Annotated in this window: 24 protein-coding genes and 2 pseudogenes; 9 read left to right on the plus strand and 17 right to left on the minus strand. The window is 63.1% G+C overall.

What is annotated here, in order from left to right; genetic code table 11:
• Positions 1-115: 115 nt before the first annotated feature.
• Positions 116-1,603, minus strand: a complete 1,488-nt coding sequence (locus tag BFQ01_RS01200) for an aldehyde dehydrogenase family protein (protein WP_065923938.1) — start codon at positions 1,601-1,603, stop codon at positions 116-118.
• A 263-nt stretch (positions 1,604-1,866) separates the two neighbouring features.
• On the opposite strand from BFQ01_RS01200, the gene BFQ01_RS01205 reads away from it, so the two are divergent.
• Together BFQ01_RS01205 and BFQ01_RS01210 are read left to right on the plus strand one after the other, a co-directional pair.
• Positions 1,867-3,036: a p-hydroxyphenylacetate 3-hydroxylase oxygenase component gene (locus BFQ01_RS01205; RefSeq protein WP_065923939.1), complete on the plus strand. Its 1,170-nt coding sequence runs from the start codon at positions 1,867-1,869 to the stop codon at positions 3,034-3,036.
• A gap of 56 nt (positions 3,037-3,092) precedes the next feature.
• Positions 3,093-4,025 (plus strand): p-hydroxyphenylacetate 3-hydroxylase reductase component, encoded by a 933-nt coding sequence (locus BFQ01_RS01210; RefSeq protein WP_065923940.1) that lies wholly within the window; start codon positions 3,093-3,095, stop codon positions 4,023-4,025.
• Positions 4,026-4,075: 50 nt separating this feature from the next.
• On the opposite strand, the gene BFQ01_RS01215 is transcribed toward BFQ01_RS01210, so the two are convergent.
• The 4 genes from BFQ01_RS01215 to BFQ01_RS01230 form a co-directional block, all read right to left on the minus strand.
• Positions 4,076-5,182, minus strand: a complete 1,107-nt coding sequence (locus BFQ01_RS01215) for a class II histone deacetylase (protein ID WP_065923941.1) — start codon at positions 5,180-5,182, stop codon at positions 4,076-4,078.
• Between the two features lie 34 nt (positions 5,183-5,216).
• The gene (locus tag BFQ01_RS01220; protein WP_065923942.1) at positions 5,217-6,380 is read right to left on the minus strand and encodes an MFS transporter; all 1,164 of its coding nucleotides are present in this window, start codon (positions 6,378-6,380) and stop codon (positions 5,217-5,219) included.
• A gap of 22 nt (positions 6,381-6,402) precedes the next feature.
• Positions 6,403-7,284: a transporter gene (locus BFQ01_RS01225; protein ID WP_141691232.1), complete on the minus strand. Its 882-nt coding sequence runs from the start codon at positions 7,282-7,284 to the stop codon at positions 6,403-6,405.
• Between the two features lie 132 nt (positions 7,285-7,416).
• Positions 7,417-8,394, minus strand: a complete 978-nt coding sequence (locus BFQ01_RS01230) for a helix-turn-helix transcriptional regulator (protein ID WP_065923943.1) — start codon at positions 8,392-8,394, stop codon at positions 7,417-7,419.
• A gap of 684 nt (positions 8,395-9,078) precedes the next feature.
• Here BFQ01_RS01230 and BFQ01_RS33240 point away from each other — a divergent pair.
• A pseudogene (locus BFQ01_RS33240) lies at positions 9,079-9,321 on the plus strand (PAS domain-containing protein); the annotation flags it as partial.
• A gap of 15 nt (positions 9,322-9,336) precedes the next feature.
• Positions 9,337-9,618, plus strand: a pseudogene (locus BFQ01_RS33245) (methyl-accepting chemotaxis protein); the annotation flags it as partial.
• 45 nt (positions 9,619-9,663) lie between these two features.
• Here the strand turns inward: BFQ01_RS33245 and BFQ01_RS01240 are convergent.
• On the minus strand, positions 9,664-10,992 hold the full coding sequence (locus BFQ01_RS01240) for a hypothetical protein (protein WP_065923945.1): 1,329 nt from the start codon (positions 10,990-10,992) through the stop codon (positions 9,664-9,666).
• A 291-nt stretch (positions 10,993-11,283) separates the two neighbouring features.
• Between BFQ01_RS01240 and BFQ01_RS01245 the strand changes: the two genes are divergently transcribed.
• The 4 genes from BFQ01_RS01245 to BFQ01_RS01260 all read left to right on the plus strand — a co-directional run bounded on the left by BFQ01_RS01245 (position 11,284) and on the right by BFQ01_RS01260 (position 15,072).
• Positions 11,284-12,783: an APC family permease gene (locus tag BFQ01_RS01245; RefSeq protein WP_065923946.1), complete on the plus strand. Its 1,500-nt coding sequence runs from the start codon at positions 11,284-11,286 to the stop codon at positions 12,781-12,783.
• Positions 12,728-13,348: a DUF3156 family protein gene (locus tag BFQ01_RS01250; RefSeq protein WP_065923947.1), complete on the plus strand. Its 621-nt coding sequence runs from the start codon at positions 12,728-12,730 to the stop codon at positions 13,346-13,348. The genes BFQ01_RS01245 and BFQ01_RS01250 overlap by 56 nt, the downstream gene beginning before the upstream one ends.
• A 116-nt stretch (positions 13,349-13,464) precedes the next feature.
• Entirely contained in the window at positions 13,465-14,427 is a 963-nt protein-coding gene (gene feaR / locus BFQ01_RS01255; RefSeq protein ID WP_027603480.1) for a transcriptional regulator FeaR, read from the plus strand.
• 15 nt (positions 14,428-14,442) lie between these two features.
• Positions 14,443-15,072, plus strand: coding sequence for a TetR/AcrR family transcriptional regulator (locus BFQ01_RS01260; protein WP_065923948.1), 630 nt, complete (start codon positions 14,443-14,445; stop codon positions 15,070-15,072).
• 23 nt (positions 15,073-15,095) lie between these two features.
• Here the strand turns inward: BFQ01_RS01260 and BFQ01_RS01265 are convergent, their stop codons facing one another.
• From BFQ01_RS01265 to BFQ01_RS01290, 6 genes are all read right to left on the minus strand, one after another.
• Positions 15,096-15,866, minus strand: a complete 771-nt coding sequence (locus tag BFQ01_RS01265; RefSeq protein WP_065923949.1) for an SDR family oxidoreductase — start codon at positions 15,864-15,866, stop codon at positions 15,096-15,098.
• Entirely contained in the window at positions 15,859-16,659 is an 801-nt protein-coding gene (locus BFQ01_RS01270; protein WP_065923950.1) for an SDR family NAD(P)-dependent oxidoreductase, read from the minus strand. Before BFQ01_RS01270 ends, BFQ01_RS01265 begins: the two co-directional genes overlap by 8 nt.
• Positions 16,652-17,473, minus strand: a complete 822-nt coding sequence (locus BFQ01_RS01275; RefSeq protein ID WP_065923951.1) for a molybdenum cofactor biosynthesis F family protein — start codon at positions 17,471-17,473, stop codon at positions 16,652-16,654. The genes BFQ01_RS01270 and BFQ01_RS01275 overlap by 8 nt, the downstream gene beginning before the upstream one ends.
• Positions 17,474-17,558: 85 nt before the next feature.
• Complete coding sequence (locus BFQ01_RS01280) at positions 17,559-18,218, minus strand: response regulator transcription factor (RefSeq protein ID WP_065923952.1); 660 nt, start codon at positions 18,216-18,218, stop codon at positions 17,559-17,561.
• A gap of 57 nt (positions 18,219-18,275) precedes the next feature.
• The gene (locus BFQ01_RS01285) at positions 18,276-18,641 is read right to left on the minus strand and encodes a cupin domain-containing protein (RefSeq protein WP_065923953.1); all 366 of its coding nucleotides are present in this window, start codon (positions 18,639-18,641) and stop codon (positions 18,276-18,278) included.
• Positions 18,642-18,672: 31 nt separating this feature from the next.
• On the minus strand, positions 18,673-19,971 hold the full coding sequence (locus BFQ01_RS01290) for an NAD(P)/FAD-dependent oxidoreductase (protein WP_065923954.1): 1,299 nt from the start codon (positions 19,969-19,971) through the stop codon (positions 18,673-18,675).
• Between the two features lie 239 nt (positions 19,972-20,210).
• On the opposite strand from BFQ01_RS01290, the gene hpaR reads away from it, so the two are divergent.
• On the plus strand, positions 20,211-20,633 hold the full coding sequence (hpaR, locus tag BFQ01_RS01295; protein ID WP_027603487.1) for a homoprotocatechuate degradation operon regulator HpaR: 423 nt from the start codon (positions 20,211-20,213) through the stop codon (positions 20,631-20,633).
• A 183-nt stretch (positions 20,634-20,816) separates the two neighbouring features.
• Here hpaR and hpaI read toward each other — a convergent pair whose 3' ends face one another.
• Genes hpaI through hpaD form a run of 5 tightly spaced genes read right to left on the minus strand, consistent with a single transcriptional unit; the run spans position 20,817 to position 25,101 of the window.
• Positions 20,817-21,620: a 4-hydroxy-2-oxoheptanedioate aldolase gene (gene hpaI, locus BFQ01_RS01300; RefSeq protein ID WP_065923955.1), complete on the minus strand. Its 804-nt coding sequence runs from the start codon at positions 21,618-21,620 to the stop codon at positions 20,817-20,819.
• A gap of 13 nt (positions 21,621-21,633) precedes the next feature.
• Positions 21,634-22,437 (minus strand): 2-oxo-hept-4-ene-1,7-dioate hydratase, encoded by an 804-nt coding sequence (hpaH, locus tag BFQ01_RS01305; RefSeq protein ID WP_065923956.1) that lies wholly within the window; start codon positions 22,435-22,437, stop codon positions 21,634-21,636.
• 12 nt (positions 22,438-22,449) lie between these two features.
• Positions 22,450-23,754, minus strand: coding sequence for an MFS transporter (locus tag BFQ01_RS01310; protein ID WP_065923957.1), 1,305 nt, complete (start codon positions 23,752-23,754; stop codon positions 22,450-22,452).
• Between the two features lie 51 nt (positions 23,755-23,805).
• Positions 23,806-24,198 (minus strand): 5-carboxymethyl-2-hydroxymuconate Delta-isomerase, encoded by a 393-nt coding sequence (locus BFQ01_RS01315; RefSeq protein ID WP_065923958.1) that lies wholly within the window; start codon positions 24,196-24,198, stop codon positions 23,806-23,808.
• 45 nt (positions 24,199-24,243) lie between these two features.
• Positions 24,244-25,101 (minus strand): 3,4-dihydroxyphenylacetate 2,3-dioxygenase, encoded by an 858-nt coding sequence (gene hpaD, locus BFQ01_RS01320; protein ID WP_053139655.1) that lies wholly within the window; start codon positions 25,099-25,101, stop codon positions 24,244-24,246.
• Positions 25,102-25,135 lie beyond the last annotated feature (34 nt).

Below are 25,135 nucleotides of genomic sequence, written 5' to 3' on the forward strand. Positions count from 1 at the left end.
TGTTTTTATTTAATGGATCCATTAAATGACCGGCATGATGGAGAGTCAATCTTGTATGGTTGTTTTATTGGGCGATTATCGGACTATTATATGTCAGTGGATCCACTGATTGGGTTCAGTAGCGAATCATCACCGACTTCAGCTCGGTGTAGTCATCGATGAACGCACTGCCGAACTCCCGGCCTATCCCCGAGGATTTGTTGCCGCCAAACGGCACCGCCGGGTCCAGCATCGTGTGCATGTTCACCCACACCGTGCCGGCCTCGATGGCGGGCACCATGCGCAAGGCTTTGCTGAGGTCGTTGGTCCACAGGCTGGCGCTCAAGCCGTAGGGGGTGTTGTTCATCAAGGCCAGCAGTTCCTCTTCGCTGTCGTACGGCAAGAATGTGGCAATGGGGCCGAAGGTCTCCTCGTTGAGCAGGGTGTCGTTGACGCTGTTGGCGAGGATGATCGTCGGCTCGACGTAACAGCCCGGACGGTCGATCAGGTTGCCACCGTGAATGATGCGGTTGTTTTCGGCACGGGCCTTGGCGAAGAACTCGCCGAGTTTGAGCTGGTGCTGGCGGTTGGTGACCGGGCCGAATTCGGTGCGCTCGTCCAGAGGCGAGCCGATGTTCAGCGTGCTCAGGCGCTGGGCCAGTTTGCCCATCACCGTTTCGATCTGCGAACGATGCACAAAGAAGCGTTCGGCGGCGGCGCAGATTTGCCCGGAGTGCAAAAAGCCCGCTTCGATGATGCCGTTGACGGCCTTGTCCAGGTCCACATCGGGCAGGAACCCGGCCGAGTTCTTGCCGCCCAGCTCAAGGGTGGCCCGGGTCAGCCCGGCGCCCATGGCACTCTGGCCCACCGCAATTCCGGTCGGCACGGAGCCGGTGAACGACACTTTGTCGGTGCCGGGGTGTTCGATCAGGCCTTTGCCTACGCTGCCGCCGCCGGTCAAGACGTTCAGCGCACCGGCGGGAAGGCCGGCGGCAATCGCCAGTTCGGCGATGCGCAGGATGGTCAGCGGCGTGAACTCGCTGGGCTTGATGATGATGCTGCAACCGGTTACCAGCGCCGAGGCGAGTTTCCAGATGGCGATCATGGTCGAGAAATTCCACGGCACGATGCCGACCACCACTCCGACCGGCTCGCGCAGGGTGAACGCGGTGTAGCGCTCGCCGGCGAAGGAGGGCAGCGACGGAGTGATGGTCTGGCCGCTGATCTTGGTGGCCCAGCCGGCGTAGTAACGCAGGAAGTGCGCGGCCTGGTCGACTTCGAAGGCGCGGGAAATCTGGATGATCTTGCCCGACTGGCAGGTTTCGATCTGTGCCAGTTCTTCGCGGTGTTGCTCCAGCAGATCGGCCAGTTTGAACAGCACGTTGCCGCGCACCGCTGGTGCGACCTGCGACCACTGCTTGAAGCCTCGGCTCGCCGACGCCACAGCCGCGTCAATGTCGGCCGGGTCGGCGTCGGCGACATCGGCGATGACCTGGCCGGTGGCCGGGTTGATCACCTCCAACCGCTGGCTGGAATGGCTCTCGACGTAGCCACCGTCAATGAACAACCCGTGGGTTCGACGGAGGAAGGCTTCAACCTGGGGCAGCAGTGGAATATCGCTCATGGGGTTTTTCCTGGTGGCAGACATTGAAAAGCCCGAGGTTAATCCCCGTGGCCGGAACGGGCTTGACTGTGGCTGCCCAGTGGCATGTCTGTGGCTGCCAGCGCCTGTACGCGGCGTATCAGCCTGAGCCTTTGAAAAGTACAATCTTGACTCTGGAAGGTGCATGTCCTGCCAGGAAGGCACGCTCCATACTGGCCCTGCATCCGGCGCCACGCCTTGATTTCTGGCGCTGCCCGGACATCCAATAATAAGCAGGGCCATCCATGAAAAAGCCAAACCCGCTCCTTGAAGACCTCAAGTCCATCCTGCCGACCATCGCCGCCAATGCCTTCGTGGCCGAGCAGGACCGCCAAGTGCCCGCCGAGAATATTGCGCTGCTCAAGAGCATCGGCATGCACCGTGTGTTTCAGCCGAAAGTGTTCGGCGGCATGGAGTTGTCGCTGCCGCAGTTTGCCGACTGCATCGCGTTGCTCGCCGGGGCATGCGCCAGCACGGCCTGGGCCATGAGCCTCTTGTGTACCCACAGCCATCAATTGGCACTGTTCTCGGCCCAACTGCAGCAGGAGGTCTGGGGCGCTGACCCGGATGCCACTGCGAGCAGCAGCATCGCGCCGTTCGGGCGCACCGAGGAAGTCGAGGGCGGCGTGCTGTTCAGCGGAGAAATGGGCTGGAGCAGCGGCTGTGATCACGCCGATTGGGCGATCGTGGGTTTCCGCCGCAACAACGCCCAGGGCACCCAGGATTACTGCTTCGCGGTGCTGCCGCGCAGTGACTACCAGATCCGCGATGACTGGTTTGCCGCCGGCATGAAAGGCAGCGGCACCAAGACCTTGATCATCGACAAGGCCTGGGTGCCGGAACACCGCATCCAGAAAGCCAAGGACATGATGGAAGGCAAGTCCGCCGGCTTTGGGCTGTACCCCGACAGCAAGATTTTCTATTCGCCGTACCGGCCGTATTTTGCCAGTGGCTTTTCCACCGTCAGCCTGGGCGTCGCCGAGCGAATGCTGGAGGTGTTCCGCGAAAAGACCAGGACCCGCGTGCGCGCCTACACCGGCGCGGCAGTCGGTGCCGCGACCCCGGCGCTGATGCGCCTGGCCGAGTCGACGCACCAGGTGGCCGCCGCGCGCGCCTTCCTCGAAAAAACCTGGGACGAACACGCCGAACACAGTGAGCAGCAGCGCTACCCCAGCCGCCAGACCCTGGCGTTCTGGCGCACCAACCAGGCCTACGCGACCAAGATGTGCATCCAGGCAGTGGACCGTCTGTTCGAAGCCGCCGGCGGCAACGCCTGGTTCGAGCACAACGAGATGCAGCGCCTGTTCCGCGACTCACACATGACCGGCGCCCATGCCTACACCGACTACGACGTCTGTGCACAGATCCTCGGCCGCGAGTTGATGGGCCTGGAGCCCGATCCGAGCATGATCTGAAGCTGCTTTTGAAAACAACAATCAGGGCTGCGCCTGACGCAGCCCGGGAGTCTTGCATGTCCGAATCGACCTTCGACCCACGCGCCTTTCGCCGGGCCCTGGGCAACTTTGCCACGGGCGTGACCGTGGTCACCGCCGCCGACGCCTCCGGCCGCAAGGTGGGCGTTACCGCCAATAGCTTCAACTCGGTGTCCCTGGACCCACCACTGGTGCTGTGGAGCATCGACAAACGCTCCAGCAGCCACGGGGTATTCGAGGAGGCCAGCCACTTCGCGGTCAACGTGCTGGCGGCGGACCAGATCGACCTGTCGAACAATTTTGCCCGGCCCAAGGACGACCGCTTCGCCGAGATCGCCTATGAACCGGGGGAGGGCGGGGCGCCGGTGTTCGCCGATTGTGCGGCACGTTTTCACTGCGAGAAATACCAGCAGGTGGATGGCGGCGATCACTGGATCATGATCGGCAAGGTGGTGGCCTTCGACGATTTCGGGCGCTCGCCGCTGCTCTACCACCAGGGCGCCTACTCCATGGTCCTGCCCCATACGCGCATGACCAGGCGCGACGAAAGCCAACCGCCGAGCAGCCACTTCCAGGGGCGCCTGAACCATAACCTGTATTACCTGATGACCCAGGCGGTACGCGCCTACCAGTCCAGCTACCAGCCCCGGCAACTGTCCACCGGCCTGCGCACCAGCGAGGCGCGGATGCTGATGGTGCTGGAGAACGATGCCCGCCTGAGCGCTGGCGACCTGCTGCGGGAAGTGGCGATGCCGGTGCGGGAAATCGACGACGCCGTGGCCAACCTCAAGCGCAAGGGGCTGGTCGACGATGATGAACACGGCGTACGCCTGACCGCTGCGGGCATTGAACAGACCGAAGACCTCTGGGCCATCGCGCGGGAACAGCAGGACAAGGTGTTCGCCGAGTTCAGCCAGGACCAGATCGACACCTTCAAGACGGTGTTGAAGGGACTGATCAGCCACTGCTGATTGCTCAAAATCCGATGCCGGCAACGACATCGGATTTTTTTGCGTCACGCTCAGCGGGCTTCGGCCAACTCATCGATCAAGCGTAACTGAAACGCCGCCAGCGCCGCGTTCGGTTGCTGCAACTGCACAAACTCCAGCATCGGGTCACCGACCTGCGTCCTGACACCCACCAATTCCTCAATGGCCGCCAACCCGCAAAACGGTACATAGGCTTCGGAGTAGCCGCCTTCGTGCACCAGCACCAGGCGGCCCTGGCACAGGCGTTCGGCTGCTTGGCGTACAAGACGGGTCATGTGCCGGAACGAGTCACTGTGCAACAGCATTCGCGCCAGTGGGTCGACCGCGTTGGCGTCGTAGCCGCAGGCGACGATGATCAATTCCGGCTCGAAGCGCTCCAGCGCCGGAATCACGATACGCTCCATCGCGTGCAGATACGCCTCATGACCGCTGCCGGGAGGCAGCGGGATATTGATGTTCGCACCCAGCCCCGCGCCGCGCCCGCGATCCGCTTCACCGCTGTAACCTGCCGGGAAACAGCCGTCCTGATGCAGGGAAATCGTCAGCACGTCGCCGCGTTCTTCGAAGATCGATTGGGTGCCGTTGCCGTGGTGCACGTCCCAGTCGATCACCGCGACGTTGCCCAGGCCACGCCGTACTTTTGCGGCTTCGATGGCGATGGCGATGTTGGCCAGGAAGCAGAAGCCCATGGCGTTGTCGGCGAGGCAGTGGTGACCGGGTGGGCGTGACAGAGAATAGGCATTGTCGACTTCGCCGGACAGCACCGCATCCACTGCTGCCATGGCCAGCCCGGCGGAGAGCCTGGCTATTTCATAACTGCCTGGCCCGATGGGCGCGTGGAGGCCCAATTCGCCGCCCCCGGCATCGCTCATCGCCTTGAAGCGTTGCAGGTAGTTGGGCGTGTGCACCCGCAGCAGGTCTTCATCGGTGGCCGCGTTGGCACTGCGCACCTGTAAGTGGCGGGTCAGACCGGAAACGTCCAGCAGGCTCTTCAAGCGACGCTTGGTTTCCGGTGACTCGGCGTGGCCGGCGGCGGCAGGCGGCTGCACCCACCCGCCCACCGGTAAGGTCAAGGCGTGCAACCCGGCGCTGTGCCAGAGGCTGAGTTCGTCGAAGAAAAATGCACTTTTTCGGCTCATCGTCTTTCCATTTTCGTTGGGGTAAAAGGGCCCGTCAGGCATTCGGGCGGCTGCTCAGCATCAACACCAGGGACAGCACGGTGATGCACGCCCCTGCGATCAGCAGTGATTGGAAGCCGCCGCTGGCTTCGATCATCCGGCCAGCCACGGTCGGGCCGATGGCCAGGCCGCCACCGATCACCAGGTTGGAGGTGTTCATCAATTTTCCGGAGCGGTCGAGGTCGGCCAGGCAGGCCAGGACCAGCGGCAGGATGAAGGTCCAGGTGAACTTGAAAAGCAGCGCCGCCAAGGCAAAACGCAGCATGTCGGGCTGGCCCAGCAGCAACAGCACGGCGCCTGCCATCAACGCGTACCCCAGCAGTAACAGCAACAGGCGTGGCAGACGGTCGCCGATCAGCGAGGTACAACCGGCCCCGACGATGCCCATCACCGTGGCGAGCGCCAGAATCTCGCCACTGGCCTCGGCAGAGAGGCCGGCATGGCTGCTGATGGAACCGATAAAGGTCCAGACACCGCTCAGGCTGACGTAGAAACTCAGCAGGCCCAGAATGCCCAGTGCGGCTTTCCACCGGGAGGCGAGGGCGATGCGCTCGGCGGCTTTTTCAGGCGCCGGGCTGCCCTGGGGAAAGTGCCGTGCCAGGGGCAGAAAGAGCGTCATCAAGGCGGCGAGGATCAGGTAGCAGGCTGACAGCCCGTAGTGCTCGAACAGCCGGGGCAGGATGCTCAGACCGATTGCCCCGACCACCAGTTGCCCCATCACCCATAACCCGTAGACGCGCCCGGGATGGGCCGTGGAGGCCGCACTGGACAGGCAGATGATCATCAACGAGCCACCGGCCAGGGCGCTGCAAAAGCGCAGTGCCAGGAGTATCGGGTAGTCGTGGGCCAGCATTGAAAGCAGGTTGGCGGCGATGAACAGCAACCCGGCCAGCAAGGCGGCGCGGCGCCAGTCGACACGCTTGAGCCACCACAGTGCGGGCAGGGTGGCCAGGCTCATGGCGCCGAGTTCGGTGGAGAACAGGTCCCCGATCTGCGACGGGCTCAACTGCCATTGCGTCGCCAGTTGCGCCGCCACGGCCGGTGCGGTCATCAGAATGGTCGGGGTGATGGCAGCGAACAGCACAATGGCGGCCAGCAATGCCAATGGGGATGAGGCGCGCGAACGTTCATCGGTCAGCGGTTGGGTCTGGGTGTTCATGGGCAAGCTCCGATGAGGGGGTTCAGAACACATGGACCAGGCGCAGCAGCGCGTCGGTACCGTGATAGCCGTTGTCGGTGGCGACGTTCTGCGAGAGGCCGAACATCAACTGGTTCTGTTTATCCAGCCAGTGACCAACCTCGAAGCCCACTTGGGTGTAGCGCTTGTGGGTGTTGTCGATGCGCTGGTCATTGATCCGCAATTCGCCACCATCGGCGTGGATCAGTCGCAGTGCGCCGTAGGTGCTGGGTGTGAAGTCGTAGGAGGCGAAGGCTTGCAGGCGGTACAGCGGGTCCTGTTTCAGGTCGCTGCCGAAGTAGTCGTCGTTCTTGCCATAGAGTTGGGCTTCGAGGTTGGCTTCCAGCACCCATTTTTCACCGATGCCCTGGGTGTAGTTGTAAACGAAGGTGGTACCCCAGCGATTGGCACCGGGCGACACATCGGGATTGTTACCGTGGTATTCGCCCACAGGCAGGGTAATCAGGGTCAGTAGGCCGCTGTAGGTGCGCGAGGCCGGATCGTTGATGAAAAACACCGTGCCGCCGACCTGGGGATCACCGAAACCGCTTTCTGCGCTGCGTTGGCCGGCACCCGGCAGGCGGGCGTTGATGTCGGCGAAAGGCACGATGAACTGCGGGGTACAGAGGGTGCCGCAGAGGTCGGTGAAGAACACTTGGCGGTACGCCACGGCGTTGACCTTCAGGTCGGCCTTGCCGGTGCTGTCGGCCGGGCCGTGGAAGTCACTGGCGCGGCTTGCCGGCAGGTACAGCACGCCCAGGCTGGTACCCGAGGGGGCGCCGAAAAAGTCCCGGGCGTTGAGGTCGGCCGCACTGGCGTGCAGGCTCGACAGGCCGCCGAGCAGGGCCAGTGTGGTGGTGCGGGTGAAGGTGTGGATCATGGGCATGGCATCTCTTCTTTGAGGTGTTGTGTGGCGAACGGCTCGCCCGTGGGTGGCAGAGGGGACAAAAAAAGCGCAAAGGTGTCCCGTGGCCGTCAAAACGACAGCGAAAAAGTCAGCGCGGGTCAGTGGTGCAGATCAATCAGGCGGGGCGTGCAGCAGATGGGCGATTCGGGCTTTGTCCTTGACCCCGAGTTTGCTGTAGATGGCGCGGATGTGATGGCGCACGGTATTGGGCGACATACCCAGGTCGCGGGCGACTTCCTTGTAGGTCTTGCCTTCGCCGAAACCCTGGGCCACCGCATTCTCCCGAGGGCTCAGTTGCATCAGCACCGTACGGCTGCGGGCGGCCAGCAGGAGCAGGTCGCCGACCGTCGAGGCCTCGACCTGCAGGTGCTTGCCGTCATAGCCCCCGGCGTCCATCGCGACCGGCAGGCAAGGGCCGGTCCAGTCCGGCCATTCGCTCAGCAGCAAGTCGACGAAGCCACGTTCCGTACAGTGCAGGGTGCCGCGCTGGTCGCACACGGCAAGTGCGAGATTGCGCGGGTGGGTGAGGGCTTCGCGCATGGCGACCAGGGTACGAATCTGATTGGCCGAGACCGCCGCCACCAGGTGCCGCATGAGGTTGTTCAGCAGCAGGCAGTCCTGCTCGGTAAAGCGTGGGGCGTCGGGCGCCCGGTAGAGCGTGAGGTGATCGCTGAGGTGGGTTTGCGGGTCGATGTACACGACGCACAGCAATTCACCGATCGCGTAGCACGAGCCGAGCCAGTTGAGCCCCGGGCCGTTGGCGGGGTTGCGCATGTCGACGATGACCGCCTGCCCCGGCACGTCGTTGACCCTGGCAATGGTCACATCGATATGACGAATCGATTGCCAATCGGCCAGGTAGCTGCGGGGCAGGTTGTAGAGGTAGGAGCTGTGTTCTTCCGGCAGGCCGTCAATCAGCGCAGCCCGGCCCCACCAGGCGCTGTCGAAGGGCAGTAGTTGGCGGATGCAGCTCAGCGCCGCTTCGTGGAAGTGTTCTATGTCTTTGTCCTGCGCCAGGCGTTGGAGCTCCAGTGTCATCGCGCTGAATGCCTCCAGCAGGCTGGCGTGACCATGATCATGACGGCTCATTCGTATGTACCTCTGTGCGACATTCTTATTGTTTTCGTCACGAAGTCATTAAGGGCCGGAACGTCGTTTTGACGTGGGCAGGGCCTGGAGACAAGTATCGACGGGTTGAAAGCCGATCACCATCCTACAGATGCACGATAGCGCCCGATGCAGGGTTTTTTTGGATGGCAGCCACGCGCAAAGGCCTTGCAGGCTCGTACAAGCAATCACGCTCGGTTTGCGATCAGATCCGGGGTTTCGACTCGATCAGAAAGGGCCAGGCCGATGTTCTTCAAGAAAAAACAGCCGATGCAGGACCTTGCCGCCGTCCTCAAGCAACTGCTGGCGGGAGAGGTGTTGGGAACCCAGGCACTGCACGCTTATCCGTCGGTGCAGGCCGACCTGGAGCAACTCGCCACACAACGTGCGCGGGCTGCGCGGCAGTTGCTGTTGCTCGAGGAATCAGCCCGCGATCAGGCTGCCGAAGGGGCGCGCAGCGAACAGGCACTTGCCGTGCTTCGCCGGCAACTGGAGCAGGCCGGGCAGCGTGAACAGGCGCTGGAAGCCGAGTTGCGTGAGCATGCGCAGCGCGCCCTTGCGCATCAACACGAGACGCAGATCTGGGAGCTGCTGCTCTGCACCATGACCGAAGGCTGCTGGGACATCACCGTGGTCAACGGTGACGTGCAGGATCCCGCCAGTCGCATGCGGATTTTCAATCAGTTCCGTCTGCTCCTGGGCTACGCGCCCCATGAGCTGCCCGATGGCTGGGACGCGCAGGTCAGCATCACCCACCCCGATGACCTGCCGAAGATCATGGCGATCTTCGATCGGGAAATCCTTGCGCCCCAGGGCAGCGGTGAGTACGTGTTTGAATACCGGATGCGCCACAAGACCCGTGACTACATCTGGTGCCGCGAGCGTGGGCGAGCGGTGCGCGATGCCCAGGGGCGTTTGACGCGGGTGATCGGCGCGGTACGCGATATCAGCGACGAGCAGTCGGCGAAGACCACCCATCAACAGCTGCTCGCACACAATCAGGCCACCTACGGCCAGATCGCCACGGTGGTGAGTGTGATCAAGGGCATTGCCGACCAGACCAACCTGCTGGCCTTGAACGCCGCCATTGAGGCGGCCAGGGCCGGCGAGGTCGGGCGCGGGTTCTCGGTGGTGGCCGATGAGGTGCGCAAGCTGGCGGAAAACACCCGTCAGGCGACCCATCAGATCCAGACGATGCTGCATCAGCACGAACGCTAGGAGGGAGCTGCGTTGCGCAGCTCCTGAGGCCGGTCAGAAGGGCACGGCCACCGTCAACTGGCTGTAGAGGTTGGTGCCATTGCCACCCACTTGGTTACCGCCGGAGTCGGCATCCTTTTTGGGTTGGTAGATGCCCACCAGCGGGCTGATGATCAGGTGGCTGTTGACCGCCCATTCGGCGTACAGGTCCAGCTCCCGGGCGTCGAGGTTCAGCGCGTCGTGTTTGCGCAGGGTATTGAAGTCGAAGTACAGCGCGCCGACCGTGAGGTTCTCCAGGGGCGTCGCCTTGAGGCCGACGTGATGGATGCCGGTATTGCTGTTGAACGGGCCGGCATAGTTGGAGGCGACTTCACCCTGGAACCAGGTGCCATAGCCGGTGCTGAGCCCGGTGAACAGCGGGTCCCATTTTTGCGAGTAGCGCGTGTAGCGGTAGGTCACTTTTGGCGACCAACCGACATCGGCGAAGGTGTAGCCGGCCTCGGCGTACCAGGCTTTTTCCGGCCCCGCGTCCTTGTCTTGCCAGGCGTATTCGAAGGCGAAGCTGGCGTTGTCGATACCGGCGCTGCCTTCGCCGCGCACGCTGTAAGTGTCCAGGCCCTCGCGCTGTTTCTGGAAGTCGCTGGCCCACTGGTCGGTGACGTTCATGCCGTGGACCCAGGTCAGCCCCAGCGTGCCGGCGGCGGCCGTGTAGTCGAGGGTGCCCGCCGCCAGTTCGGTTTCGGCCTGGGCGCGGTTGTCCGACTTGAGCCACAGCACCGAGCCGTGCAGGCCCTCTTGCCCGCCCAGGCGCAGCACCGCCGTGCGGTCGAAGGCGTGGCGTGCCGCGAGGTAATAGGCGCCGCCACGGTTCAGCGCACCGTCAGCCGGGCCTTTGCCGAGGTTGGGGCCGTCGTCGTTGATCAGGAACCCCCGGCCGATCTTGACCACCTGGCGCCCGAGGGAAAAATCCACACCGTCCTTGCCCAGCGCCGGAAACAGGTCGGCCGAGCGCCATCCCAGGTAGGCGTCTTCGATTTTGGTGGTGCGTTCGCTGCCATCGGTGTTGCCCGCCGCATCGCCGTCGCCCCAGGTGCCGGAACTGACCCAATTGAGCGCGCCATACGCGGTGCCGTGCCCGGCCAGGCCCTGGTCGCCGCTCACCCCGTACTTGATGAAACCCTCGCGCCAGGTCGAGCCGCCCGCTGTGCCGTCGTAGTTGTGACGGCTGTTGAACAGGCCGTAGACCGCCAGGAAGTCCGCATTCAGGTGGGTGTCCTCGTCGGCGTATAGCTCATAGGCCTGGGCCGGTGAATGGCCGATCAACAGCGCGATACCCAGGCCGACGGCCAAGGATTGCGTGCGTATTTTCAAGGTGTGCTCCATTGTTATAGTCCCCAGCATGGTTAGGTCGAGGGCGCATTAAGATGACCCCAGGCGGAGGAAGTCTTTCACCTGCGTGCCACGCAATTGATCCTGCCCGCCAAGCCGTATGCCTTGGCAGGCAGCAACAAAAGCCACGGCAGACATGGGCAAGACGCTCGGTGCTCGGGAAGTGCACAGTGATTTTGCGCACGATGCCGTTTCGATCAGGGACTGGCTGGGGAGGGCTTTATCGCCGGCTCCTTGAACGGCTCGATGCATCCACTCAGAAATCCGCTTTCGAGGATCCGCACCATGTCGATCAATGACCGGCTCACACAGCATTTGAAACGCGGCAGCGTCGGGTTTCCGACCGCGCTGGCCAGCACCATTGGCCTGATCATGGCCAGCCCGGTGATTCTCACCGCGACCATGGGCTTCGGTATCGGCGGCAGCGCCTTCGCGGTGGCCATGCTGATTGCGGTGGTGATGATGCTGGCCCAGGCAACCACCTTTGCCGAGGCCGCGTCGATCCTGCCGACCACCGGCTCGGTCTACGACTACATCAATTGCGGCATGGGTCGTTTCTTTGCGATCACCGGCACCCTGTCGGCGTACCTGATCGTGCACGTGTTCGCCGGCACCGCCGAGACGATTCTGTCCGGGGTCATGGCCCTGGTGAACTTCGAACACCTCAACACCCTGGCGGAGTCCGCCGGCGGCTCCTGGTTGCTGGGAGTGGGGTTTGTCGTGGTGTTCGGTGTTCTCAATGCCTTTGGCGTCAGCGCCTTCGGCAGGGCCGAGATCATCCTGACTTTCGGCATGTGGACCACCCTGATGGTGTTCGGCGTGCTCGGCCTGATCGCGGCCCCGGCGGTGCAGCTGGAGGGCTGGTTCGGCGTATCGCTGGTGGGTACCGACCTGGTCACCATTCTGTCGCTGGTGGGCATGGCCATGTTCATGTTCGTCGGTTGCGAGTTCGTCACGCCGTTGGCCCCGGACCTGCGCAACTCGGCCAAGGTCATGCCCAAGGCCATGATTTTCGGCTTGTTGAGCGTGGCGACCTGCATGTTCATCTATGGCGCGGCGATGAAGCGCCAGGTGGAAAACGTGGTGCTGGATGCCGCCACCGGCGTGCACCTGCTCGACACGCCCATGGCGATCCCACGCTTTGCCCAGCAGGTCATGGGCGATATTGGCCCGCTGTGGCTGGGGATCGGTTTCCTGTTCGCCGGTGCCGCCACCATCAATACGCTGATGGCGGGCGTGCCGAGGATTCTCTACGGCATGGCGGTGGACGGCGCGTTGCCCAAGGTCTTCACTTATTTGCACCCGCGCTTCAAGACGCCGCTGCTGTGCATCCTGGCGGCGATGCTGATTCCGTGCCTGTATGCCCTGTGGTTGGGCGGCAACACCGACAACATCATGCACCTGGTGCTGGCGGCGGTGTGTGCGTGGAGTTTCTCTTATCTGCTGGTGACGCTGTCGGTGGTGATCCTGCGCATTCGTCGTCCGGACCTGCCACGGGCCTATCGTTCGCCGTTCTTCCCGTTGCCACAGATCCTTTCCAGCGTCGGCATCTTGCTGGGCATGTGGTTCATTACCCCGCCGGGCATGAACCCTGCGGACATTTATGTGCCGTTCGGGGTGATGCTCGGGATCACGGCTTCATATGCGCTGTTCTGGACACTGGTGGTACAGAAGGTCAATCCATTCAAGCCGGCTTCGGTAGAAGAAGTGCTGGCCAAGGAGTTTTCCCATGAGCCTGGCAACCCTCACAACCCTTATCTCGAGCAGGCTGCAAAAGCTGTCTGAGCTGTTCAGCGCCCAACGGGCCCCGTCCGGTTACCGGCCTGGGGTCACGCTTGAGTACGTGCGGCGCAACCTCGGGCTGGCGAGTTTCACCTCGACGGGGCCAGCCCAGGCAAGGTTTTGCCTGGACGACATCGGCCTTCAGGTCGACGTGGCCGAGCGCACCGAAGCGCAATTGCTGATGCACCTGGTGATGACCGAATTCAGGTTCACGGTGCCCGCCTCAGAGCAGGGCAGTGCGCGCTTTGAACTGCACCACAGCGGGTCGATCCGGCGCACGGGGCTGGCCTGCCGGCAACGGGCTGGAGCGCCGGATTTGCTGGCCAGGCTCCAGGCGGCCTTGAACGATGACCCCGACCTGCATCAAGCGTTGATGGGGCTGGACTTCAAGCGCCTGCACCTCGATTTGAGCGGACAGCAATGGCACGTACGGCTTGAACACATGGGCGGCAGCGAGGTGGTCAACCGCATGCCGGCGTTCCGGCGCTACATCCCCTTGAGCGGCGCGCAGCGGGCCGGGCTGCTCACGGTACTGGCGGGTTTGCAGCGGGTATTGGGCGCGCTCTGAGTCGAGCAATTGGCATCATTAGTGCTTCTACAGTCGGTATCACGTACTTGTTGCGCCTATATAGATAACATGTTAACTATTGGCCGACAAAAACAAGAAACCATTGTGGAGATGCCATGAGCACCTATCAGTCTGCGCACTATGGGTTGGAAACCTGGACTCGGGATCTGCGAGCGGCCTGCGGCCATTTCGACACGGAACTGGCCTTCAACCGCTCACTGTTCATCGGTGAGGTGTCCAAGCACTCCCGGGGCGGCCTGTCACTGGCCAACCTGCGCACCAACGCCGGCCTGATCAAACGCGAGCGGCCCAATGCCGATCACGATATGGACCAGCATTGCTTCCTGGTCAGCCAGCGCAGTGGCTATTGCCAGATCACCCAGAACGGCCAGGTCATTCAATTGGCCCCCGGCGATATGCTGCTGATGGACTCCACGGGTTCGATCGAGATCAGCCCGTTTGGCCTTATCGAACATGCCTCGCTGTCACTCTCGCGCAATGAAGTGTGCAAGCAGCTGGGCAGCGCCTCGAAAACCTTCGGCAAGATCTCTTCGAGCAAGGCCTGCGGGCGCATGCTCCACGTGTTGATGGACCAGCTGTGCCGCGAGGGCCTGGAGGGTCAGGATTCGATTGAAGAGGCCGAGGCGCTGCAAGCGGCGTTTGTCTCCCTGCTCGGGTCAGCCTTTGAACTGCATGACGCCCCAGGCGACAGCGGCGTGTCCTTGCAGGGCAGCAACCTGCGCAGTTATGTGCAGAAAGTCATCGACGAGTCCCTGACCCAACCCGGCCTGAGCCCGGTAGGCCTGGCCAGCCGCCTGAACATCTCAGTGCGGCATTTGTACCGCTTGTTTGAAGAACAGGACGACAGCGTCTGCCGCTACATCCAGCGTGCGCGGCTCAAACGCAGCGCGGACGACTTGACCAACCCGTTCCTCAAGAGCGAGTCGATCACCTCGATTGCCTACAAGTGGGGCTTCACCGATTCTGCGCACTTCAGCCGCTCGTTCAAGAAGCAATTCGAGCTGTCGCCCAAGGATTTTCGTTCCACTCATCTGCAGCAAGCGGTCGGTGCGGCATAGGGTATCGATGGATCAATGAAACCGCTCACCCTGTCGGCCCATAACATTTGCGCAGTCGCGGTCGAACACTTTGCCGCTTACGGCTACGACGCTTCATCGCTGAACGAAATCGCGGTCGGGGCCGGCATGCGCAAGGCCTCGCTGTACGCGCACTTTGTCAGCAAGGACGCGCTGTTTCAGACGGTCTTCGAGATTGCCCTGGCCCATGAACATCAGTACATCGCGCAGTGCTTCAAGGAAGAGGCCGGGCACCCTGGCGTGCCTGGGCAATTGCACCTTGAGCGGTTGCGCGGGCGCTATGCGGGGTCGGCGCACCTGCGCTTCCTGTTGCGCACGGCCTACTTTCCGCCGGCGGATATTCGCAGCGTGATTACGGCAGGATTTGAGGGGTACCTGGCGAGCATTCGCGAGGATTTCCAGCGTGCCGCGCAAGGGCGGTACAGGATGGTACGGCCCGAGGCGCTCGAGGTGTTTTGTGACGCTTACCTGGGTATCGTCGACAGCCTGCATGTGGAGCTGATCTATTCGACGCCCCAGGGTTACGTCAAGCGGCTTGCGGCGTTGTCGCGGGTGTTCAGTGATTCACTGTCGCTGCTTGAAGGGGCGAGCGCTATTCAACGGATACACCGCCCCTCCCAGATTTGATCCGGTTTACATCCCGACAGAGGTCACTTCACCTCTGGCAACGTCGAGCCGCCGTCCACCACGATGGTCTGCCCGGTGATGTAGGTCGCCAGGTCGGAGGCCAGGAACAGCATGGCCCCGGCAATATCCTGAGCGGCACCGAGGCGTCCCAGGGGCACGCGGCTGGCGATGTCGGCATTGACCTGGCTGTCGCCCAGGTTATCCATGGCCGGCGTGGCAATCATCCCTGGCTCGACGCCGTTGACGCGCACCTGGTAAGTCGCCAGCTCCAGCGCGGCATTGCGGATAAAACCGTTGACCCCGGCCTTGGACGCCGCGTAGTGGCTGAGCCCCGCATAGGCAACCCGTGGCCCGGTGACCGATGAGGTGACCAGCACGCAGCCACCGCCCTGGCGTTGAAACATCGGTAAGGCGGCCTGGGTCAGCCAGAACAGCGCCGAGAGGTTGACCGCCAGCGTGCGTTCAAGCATGGCCGGGGTGATCTGCGCGAACGCTGTCAACGGAAAGTAGCCGGCGTTGTGCACCAGGATATCCAGGCGGCCCCAGTCCTGTTCTATAGCCTTGATGCCTTCGAACACCGCCGTCGCTTCGGCCAGGTCCAGCGCGATGGCCTCGACCCGGCAGCCGCGCGCACGCAAGCCCTCGGCCAATGCCTGGGCTTGTGCCAGGCGCAGGTCGGCGATCATGACGCGGGCGCCACGCCAGGCGAACGCCTCGACGATGGCCTGGCCGATACCCTGGGCGCCGCCGGTGACCAGCACGGTCTTGCCGCTGAAATCCAAGTCTTCAGGCATGTGCACGCTCCATATGGACGTAAGCCAGTGTGGGCACATCGACGATGCTCGAACCGCCATCGGCGACCACGCTGGCCCCGGTGATGATCGCGGCATCCGGGCTGGCCAGGAAGCGGCACACCTTGGCGATTTCCTCGGCGCTGGCGGGGCGCCGCAACGGCACGTCGGCGCATACGCGGGCATAGGCTTGCGGCAGGGTGTCGCCGTGGAAGCTCATCAACGGCTGCATTTCCTCGTCGGCCATGGGCGTGGTAACCCAGCCGGGACACACCGCGTTCACCCGCACACCGCGTGGGCCGTAATCCCGCGCCAGGGAGCGATTGAGCCCGAGCAGCGCATGCTTGGCGGTGGTGTAGCCGCATACTTCGGGTCCGGCGGCCAGGGAGGCGATGGAGCCGAGCAGCACGATATTGCCGGCGCTTTCGATCAGCAGCGGCAGGCAGGCGCGGGCGCTGTAGAACGCGCTGTCCAGGTTGCTGCGCAAGGCCGCCTCCCAGGTGTGTGGGCTGGTCTGGGTGGCGCTGCCCACGCCATGCCCGCCGGCGCAGGCCAGCAGCACATCGAGGCGGCCGTAGCGCTGAGCAATCTGCGCAACGAAACCCTCCCAGGTGGCCGGGCAGGCCGCATCGCCGACCAGCACCAGGCCGCCGGTGTCCTGTGCAACTTGCTCCAGCGGCTCGCGGCGACGGCCGATGAGCACCAGGTTGGCGCCTTCGGCGGCGTATAAGCGCGCGCAGGCGGCACCGATGCCCGTGCCGGCACCGGTGATGACAACGGTGCGTGGATCAGGCATCGGGATACTCCGTGCGGTTGAGCACTTGGCAGTAGGAGCTGACTGGAAAGTTCGACAGCTCATCGAACGACGCACCGGCATAGCCGAAGATCTTGCCGTCGCTGCGGTGCTGTTGCAGGTCGATCAGCACCAGGCCGAGGGTCGGGATGATCTTTTCGCGCCAGACGAACAGGTACAGCTGATCGGCGATCTTGTAGTAGTGGCAGCGATCGGTATCGCACAGGCCTTGCTCCACGCCCTTGAGGCATTGCCAGGCATAGAACTGATCGTTCAGGTAGATGTGCTCGTAGACTTCGCTGGGGCTGTAGCGATACAGGTTGCGCAGGCCGGTCAGTTCCTGGGTGGGCGCGTGGGGGCATTGGCCCGGCTGCCAAGGTTGATCCAGGCTGCCGTGCAGGAAGTCCACGTCCACCGAGGTCAGGGCCTTGCCGGCCAGGGCGCGGCTGTAGAGGCCTTGCTCGGTTTGTTCGCGGTCCGGCATGCGCCCGATCACGGCGGTGAACGACGACGTGGTGGTGTCCAGCACCAGGCTGATGGACCAGGCCTGGCCGGCTTCATGCTTGATGAAGTCGACCAGGTACAGGCCCGGGCGGACCGAGGTGGCGCGGTAGGCGGCCGAACCGCTGGAGTGACCGTCGGCGGCGTGCCAGTGCAACTGCTCGGTGTCGAAGCGATGCTCGATCTGCCAGCCGTTGGCGAAGTGCAGGGTGAAGGCCTTGCCGTTGAGGTCGGCCAGGTTGGGCAGGATAAACGCGTCGGGGGCAAAACCATCGGCGAGGGCGCCTACGGTGATCCAGTCGGATGAAGTGGTCATTGCATGGCTCCGGTTGAGGGAATGGACACCCCGGATCATGCGGTTGGCAACCTGGCGCGCCTATCAACCAAAGGGTTGAGGCGGCTTAAAGAAACAGCGCGGCGACCAGTTCGGTACGGCTGCTCACACCGGTTTTGCGAAACAGGTGGATCAAGTGCGTCTTGATGGTCGGCAGGCCGACATCCAGCTCCAGGGCCAGTTGCTTGTTGCTCGCACCCTGACGCAATAACCAGGCAATCTGGCGTTCCTTGGGCGTGAGACCGGCCAATGCATCGTCGCAGGGCTGCATATTGGCCACCGCCATTTGCAGCAATGCCTGCAAGGCATTGAGCTGAGCCAGTTGGTCGGGGGTAAACACCCCTTGCTCCGCCGTGCGCAGCAAGGAGATGGCCGCCTGGGGCTGGTCCGCGCGATGGGCCACGATCTCCACCACATCGACCACACCGTAGCGTTGCAGGAAGTCTTGATAGCGGCGGCTGTCACGCAGGGGCTGGCGGGCCATGGCGAACCCCAGCGGCACCACCGCCAGCCCGCTGGACAGGCAATTGCGCGGTTGCAACGGGTCGAATTGGCGGTAGTTGTCCAGGTAGTCGCGGTGCATCTCACCGCTCATGCCTTGCAGCCTGAAATCACGGGCCTGCAGCTGGCGGTCCACGCAATAGAACGCTGCCTGGCTGGCGGGCACCAGTTGAGTGAAAGCCTGCAGGCAATGGCCGGCGACTTCCTGAGCGGGGATGGCGTGCATGGTCAGTCACCTGCGCCGGAACAAACGCTGCCGGCCGAAGCCGGCAGAGGGGAGCGATCAGACTACCGCGAAATAGTGCTTCACAAAACTCTCGCTTACCACCTCCCACAGCACCGGCGTGCCCTTGGTCACGAACCAGCTGTCGCCGGCTTTGTAGCGGGTACTCTGGCCAGTACTTTCGTCGGTCAGCACCACTTCACCGGTGACCACCGTGGCTTGTTCGGCGAACGGGTAGACCATCCGGAACTTGCCTTGGGTGGTGCCGAAATAGGCGCTGCTGACGGCGTCGGTCGGGGCGCCGAAGGTCATTTTGCCAAAGGCTTTGACTTCGCCTTCGAGGATCTCGGAGCCGAGGTCGGCAACGGTGCCCCAGGCATCGAGGTCCGATAATTGGATGTCTTTCTTCAGGGTGGTAACGGGCATGGCAGTTCTCCTGTGAATGAAACAGCGGGGCTCAACGGCGACCGTTGAAATAGCCCGAAAGTTGATGAAGGCTTTTGCCGGCCGTGAGCAGCAGCGGGCGGATATGGTCCTTGCCCAGGATCTGCGCATGCTTGACCGCGCTGATCAGGTCGTAGCGCGACGAGCCTTCGCTCATGCCCTCGGCCAAGACCTTGCAGATGATGTGGCTGGGCGTGACCCCGAAGCCGGCGTAGCCCTGCACATAAAAGGCATTCGGGCGCCCGCTGAGCGTGCCGATCTGCGGGAACAGGTTGGCCCCGGTCGCCATCGGACCGCCCCACGCCAGGTCGATCTTCACGTCCTTGAGGTAGGGGAAAATCTTCAGCATCAGGTTGCGGTTCCAGGCTTTGAGGTCCAGCGGGATGTGCTCGACGAAAGGCGTGGCGGCACCGAACAGCAAGCGGTTTTCGTTGGTGACCCGGTAGTAGTCGATCACCGGGCGAATATCGCTGTAGGCGCCGCGTATCGGGCTGATGCGGTTGATCATCTCGTCCGACAACGGCTCGGTCATCAACTGGAAGGCATAGGTATTGACGGTGGTCTTGTGCAGTTCCGGTTCCAGCTTGTTGAGGAAACTGTCGCAGGCCCACAGCAACTTGGAGGCTTTGACCGAGCCGCGGCCGGTGCGCACGGTGATGCGTTCGCCATAACTGACTTCCAGCGCCGGGCTGTGCTCAAAGATGCGCACACCGTGGCCCGCCAGGGCCTTGGCTTCGCCCAGTAGCAGGTTCAGCGAGTGCACGTGCCCGCCGCCCATGTGCAGCAGCGCGCTGGTATAGGCGTCGGAACCGATGATCTGCTTGACCTCGGACCCCGCCATAAAGCGGATTTCGTCCTTGGTGTTGATCGACTTGAAGTCCTTCTCCCAGGCGCGCAGGGTTTTTTCCTGGCGGGCGTTGAAGCCCATGTAGCCGTAGCCGTGGCAGAAATCGGCGTCGATCGCGTACTTGGCGATGCGATCCTTGATGATGCCGGCGCCCAGCTCGCTGATTTCAAAGATCTGGCGCAGGCCTTCGTCGCCGACTTGTTGCTTGATCTTCTCCAGGTCATGGCCGATCCCCGCCATGATCTGCCCGCCATTGCGGCCCGTGCCGCCGAAACCCAGGTAGCGCGCTTCGAGCACCACAATGTTGGTGATGCCTTTTTCGGCGAGTTCCAGTGCGGTGTTGATGCCGGAGAAACCGCCGCCAATCACCACCACATCGGCTTCCACGTCCTGTTCGAGGGTGGGGAAGCTGAGGTTGTATTTCTTGGTTGCCGAGTAGTAGGTCGGCGTTTCGATATTGATCATGGCGCAGCCTGGAAAAGTGAAGGGAAACGCACTGCAGAGCCGACACGAAGCTCTGTGCCTGTTGGGGTGTATTAAGTGCCTTCCGAGCGGTAGGTGTCTTGATTCTGTGTGCCGCCGCTCTTGACCGTGGCTGCCAATCATCAACCCTGAATCCGGCCGCGCGGTAAAGCCGCACACGGGCAACAATCGCCAATGCTAGAATGTTGTTAATCTGTTAACCAATTGCGACGCCGCCATCCATGTCCAAACCGCGCCAATCCCTGACCCTCACTTTGCTCCATGCGCGTGAAGCCGCCATGGGGTTTTTTCGCCCTTCGCTCAATCAACACGGGCTGACCGAGCAGCAATGGCGGGTCATTCGGATCCTCAGCCAGCATGAGGAGCTTGAGATCAACCGCCTGGCCGAGCTGGCGTGCATTCTCAAGCCGAGCATGACCGGGGTGCTGGTGCGCATGGAAGCGGCAGGCATGGTGGAGCGGCGCAAGGCGCAACAGGACCAACGCCGCGTGCTGGTGCGGCTGGCCGAGAAGGGGCAAGCCTGTTTCGACTCAATGAGCCAGAGCATGGAAGCCAATTACCAGCGCTTGCAGGCGGGGTTTGGCGAGGAGAAGTTGCAGACGTTGCTGACCTTGCTCAACGAACTGAAAACTCTCAAGCGCTAGTTAAACTACCCCCCGTGGATACCGTCTTATCCAACACCGCGCAAATCCTACGAATGCCAACCCCCCACCAAGGTCTCCCCCCGTAGCAGCTGCCGAGCGCAAGCGAGGCTGCGTAGGCCGCGCTGCCGATTCAAGATCGAGTCGCGCTCTACGCAGCCTCGCCGGGGCTCGGCAGCTGCTACGTTAGTAGACGCCGCCGGCCGCGCTGTCAGGCGCCGGTGAATCCTTGAAGGCCGCCGCCAGGCTTTGCAGCCCGCGCATCAGCACCGTGGTGTCGACGCCCACCGCCACGAACGCCGCGCCCAGTTCGATGTAGCGCCGCGCCAGTGCCTGGTCGGCGCTGAGAATGCCGGCGGCTTTGCCGGCGTTGCGGATGCGCGCGATGGCGTCTTCGATGGCGGCCTGCACCTCGGGGTGGCCGGGGTTGCCGCGATGGCCCATCGACGCGCTCAGGTCCGCCGGCCCGATAAACACCCCGTCTACGCCTTCCACCGCCGCAATCGCCTCCAGGTTGGCCAGGCCCTCGCGGTTTTCGATCTGCACCAGCAGGCACATCTGCTCATCGGCGTGGTCGAGGTAACCGGCAATGCTGTTCCAGCGTGAAGCCCTGGCCAGCGCACTGCCGACGCCGCGCACGCCCTTGGGCGGATAATGGATGGCTTTCACCAGCGTACGCGCCTGTTCTGCGCTCTCCACCATGGGCACCAGCAAGGTCTGTACGCCAATGTCGAGCACTTGCTTGATCAACGCGGTGTCGCCGATCACCGGGCGAATCACCGGCTGGCTGGGGTAGGGCGCCACGGCCTGGAGCTGGCCGAGCATGCCGCGCAGGTCGTTGGGCGCATGTTCGCCGTCGATCAGCAGCCAATCGAAACCGGCGTTGGCGGCCAGTTCCGCGCAATAGGCATCGGCCAGGCCCAGCCACAGGCCGATCTGGGCTTCCCCGCTGCGCAGGCGATGTTTGAAGGTGTTGACAGGCATGTCCATGAGCACTCTCCGGTTAAACGAATCGGCAGGCAATCGAACCCAGCATGTCGTAGTCGACATGGAAGGTATCTCCAGGGTTGGCCGCCACCGGACGGGTGAAGGAGCCACCCAGGATGATTTGTCCGGGTTGCAGGGTGACGTCATAGGCGGCCAGTTTATTCGCGAGCCAGGCCACGCCCTTGGCCGGGTGATTGAGCACGGCGGCGGAGACGCCGGACTCTTCGATCACGCCATTGCGGTAGAGCACCGCGGGTACCTTGCGCAAGTCGATCTCGGTGGGGCGCACGGCCCGCCCGCCCATGACCACGCCGGCGTTGGCGGCATTGTCGGAGATGGTGTCGAAGACCTTGCGGGTCGCCTTCGTGTGCGGGTCGACCTGCTGGATGCGTGCATCGATGATCTCCAGTGCCGGGATCACCCATTCGGTGGCGTCGAGCACGTCGAACACCGTCACGTTCGGGCCTTTCAGCGGTTTGCCCAGGATAAACGCCAGCTCCACCTCGACGCGCGGCACGATAAAGCGCTCGAAGGGGATGTCGGTGCCTTCATCGAAGAACATGTCGTCCAGCAGCGCACCGAAATCCGGCTCGGTGATATTGGACGAGACCTGCATGGCCCGGGAGGTCAGGCCGATCTTGTGGCCGACCAGCTTGCGCCCGTCCCTGATTTTCTGTTCCACCCAGGCGCGCTGGATGGCGTAGGCGTCTTCGAGGGTGATCGCCGGGTGATCGAGGGAAAACTGACGCACCTGTTCGCGTGAACGTTCGGCCTGGTCGAGGCGCGCGGCGGCTTGCAAAATGAGCGATTGATCAAGCATGGCAAGAGTCTCTTATTGAGGGTTGACGATGGCTGCCCGGGTGCGCAGCACCAGCAGGCCACCGAGAGCAATCAGCAGCGCCAGGACGTACAGGGCCAGGCTGGCGCTCTGGGTGGTGTCGCGCATCCAGCCGATCAGGTAGGGCGCGAAGAATGACGCGATGCTGCCGAACGAGCTGATCAGGGCGATCCCGGCGGCCTGGGTGTTATTGGAGAGGAACGCGGGAGGCAGTTGCCAGAACATCGGCAACGCCGCGCTGGCGCCCATGCCGGCGACGATCAGGCCGCCCAGCACCACGGCCGGGTTGGCGGGGGCGAGCCCGGCGATGGCAATGCCCACGGCCGACATCAGCAAGGGCACGCACAGGTGCCAGCGGCGTTCACGCTGGTGGTCGGATGAGCGCCCGCAGCCAATCATGAAAAAACACCCGGCCAGGTACGGCACCGCACTGAGCAGGCCGACCTTGCCGTCGCTGCCGATGCCGGCACCGTGGATCAGCGTCGGCATCCAGAACGCCAGGGTGTTGACCGCCAGCATCACCGCGAAGTACACCGCCACCAGCAGCCACACCTGTGGGTTGCGAAGAATCGCGGAGAACGAGGTGATGGATTTGCGGTGTTCTTCCTGGTGCAGTTGCTCGCGCAGGTGTTGCTTCTGTTCCGGCGCCAGCCACTTGACCGTCTCGAAGCTGTCCGGCAGGCACTTGAGCACCACCAGCCCGAGCAGAATCACGGGGGCGCCTTCGATGACGAACATCCATTGCCAGCCGCGCAGGCCGCCCAGGTCGTGGAAGTGTTCAAGGATGCCGCCGGAAAGCGGGCCGCCGATCACCCCGGCCATCGGTACTGCGATGGCAAACAGGGCGGTGACTTGCGCGCGACGCCCGGCCGGGTACCAGCGGTTCAGAAACACCAGGATGCCCGGGAAGAAACCGGCCTCGGCCACCCCCAGTAAAAAGCGCAGCACATAGAAGCCCATGGCGCCGTCGATCAGGAACATGCAGGTCGACAGCACGCCCCACACCACCATCAGCGTGGCAATCCACCGCCTGGGGCCGACACGGTCCAGGGCCATGTTGCTGGGGACGCCAAACAACGCATAGGCCACGAAGAACAGGCCGGCGCCGAAGCCATAGACGGTGTCGCTGAAGTTCAAGTCCGCGCTCATCTGCATCTTGGCGAAGCCGATGTTGATGCGGTCGAGATGGGCGAAGAGGTAGCAGATCAGCAACAACGGCATCAGCCGCCAGGTGATGGTGCTGTGGGTACGGTCGCGTGCGACCTGGCCGAGGGGGGCGGCGGTATGGGCTGTGCTCATGGTTTTATACTTTTTATCTGAGAGGCCGAGGGTGTGAACGGGCAGGGTGCTTTAGCCGACCTGCGCCTTGAGGAACGCATGCACGTTGTTCTGCTTGAAATTGAGCTGCTCGTGCAGTTCGAGCATTTCAAACGACAAGGCCAGCAGGCGCTGGGCCTGAAGCGCGGCGAAGTGCTGGGTGATGACCTCGAACAGGCGCTCGGCGACGTGCTGCCGTGTCGCCAGGTCGCGGCCATGGCCGACCTTCAACGTCATGTGCACGAAGGCGTAGTCATGCTTGCCGTCGGCCATGCGCCAGGTGTCCAGGCGCACGCCACGGCTGCGGATGCCGCCCAGGGGAAACACGCCGCTGGCGCCCAGGCTGGCGTGGACTTTTTCAAACAGGCCCGGCAGGTCGGCCTGCTGTTCGATGTTGTCGGTGTATTCAGCGATGAAGTGAGGCATGAACGGCTCCTTCAGGCCGCGCGGGGATGCCGCGCGGCCATGCGGTCAAACAGGGAAAATGGCGTTGATCTGCCCGGTGCCCGAGCTGCCGAAGGGCGCGGTGATGATCTCGGCCGGCTTGTCGTAGTCCGGCCCGCCGAGCAAACCCAGGAGCATGGCGGTGTCGTGCATCTTGCCTTCGCCAAAGCAATGCTCGGCGTAGTCCGGGAGCATGGCGCAGAACTCTTTCCAGCGGCCCTGGCGCCACAGTTCCACCACATGCAGGTCGACCTGCTTGTCGAATTCACGGGTCCAGTTATGGATATTGGCTTCGGCATTGCGGTCGTCGGAGAAGCGGTGCGACAGCGAACCCGAGGCCAGCACCACGACTTTGCGGTCGCTCTTCTCGATGGCCCGGCGCACGGCGGCGCCGAAGGTGAAGCTGTCTTGCAGGCGATGCCAGGCACACCAGGCGGCAATCGAAACGACGTTGAAGGTCTGCTCGTCCGGTACGCCCATGTGCATGTAGCGCATCGGTACCAGGGTGCCGTATTCCAGCTCCAGGCTCGGGATGTTGTGGGCCAGGGTACGCACGTCGGCGGCATTGGCCTCGGCGGCGATCAGCTCGCCCAGCTCCGGGCAGCCGGGGTATTCGTACGCCATGTTCTTGATGAAGTGCGGCAGTTCGTTACTGGTGTAGATGCCCTTGAAGTGCTCGCCGCTGTTGACGTGATAGGCGCTGTTGACCAGCCAGTGCACGTCGAACACCACGGCGGTATCGGCGCCCAGCTCGCGGGCGCGCCGACCGATTTCCTTGTGCCCGGCAATCGCCGCTTCGCGGCAGCCGTGGTGCTTGCCAGGCAGCTCCGACAAATACATCGAGGGTACGTGGCAGATCTTTGCTGCCAGAACTACTTCGCCCATGATCATTCTCCTGAGTATTTATTCTTTTGTAGGA

It is taken from the genome of Pseudomonas sp. 8 R 14, from assembly GCF_900005955.1.
In the GTDB taxonomy this organism is placed as follows: Bacteria; Pseudomonadota; Gammaproteobacteria; order Pseudomonadales; family Pseudomonadaceae; genus Aquipseudomonas; species Aquipseudomonas marginalis.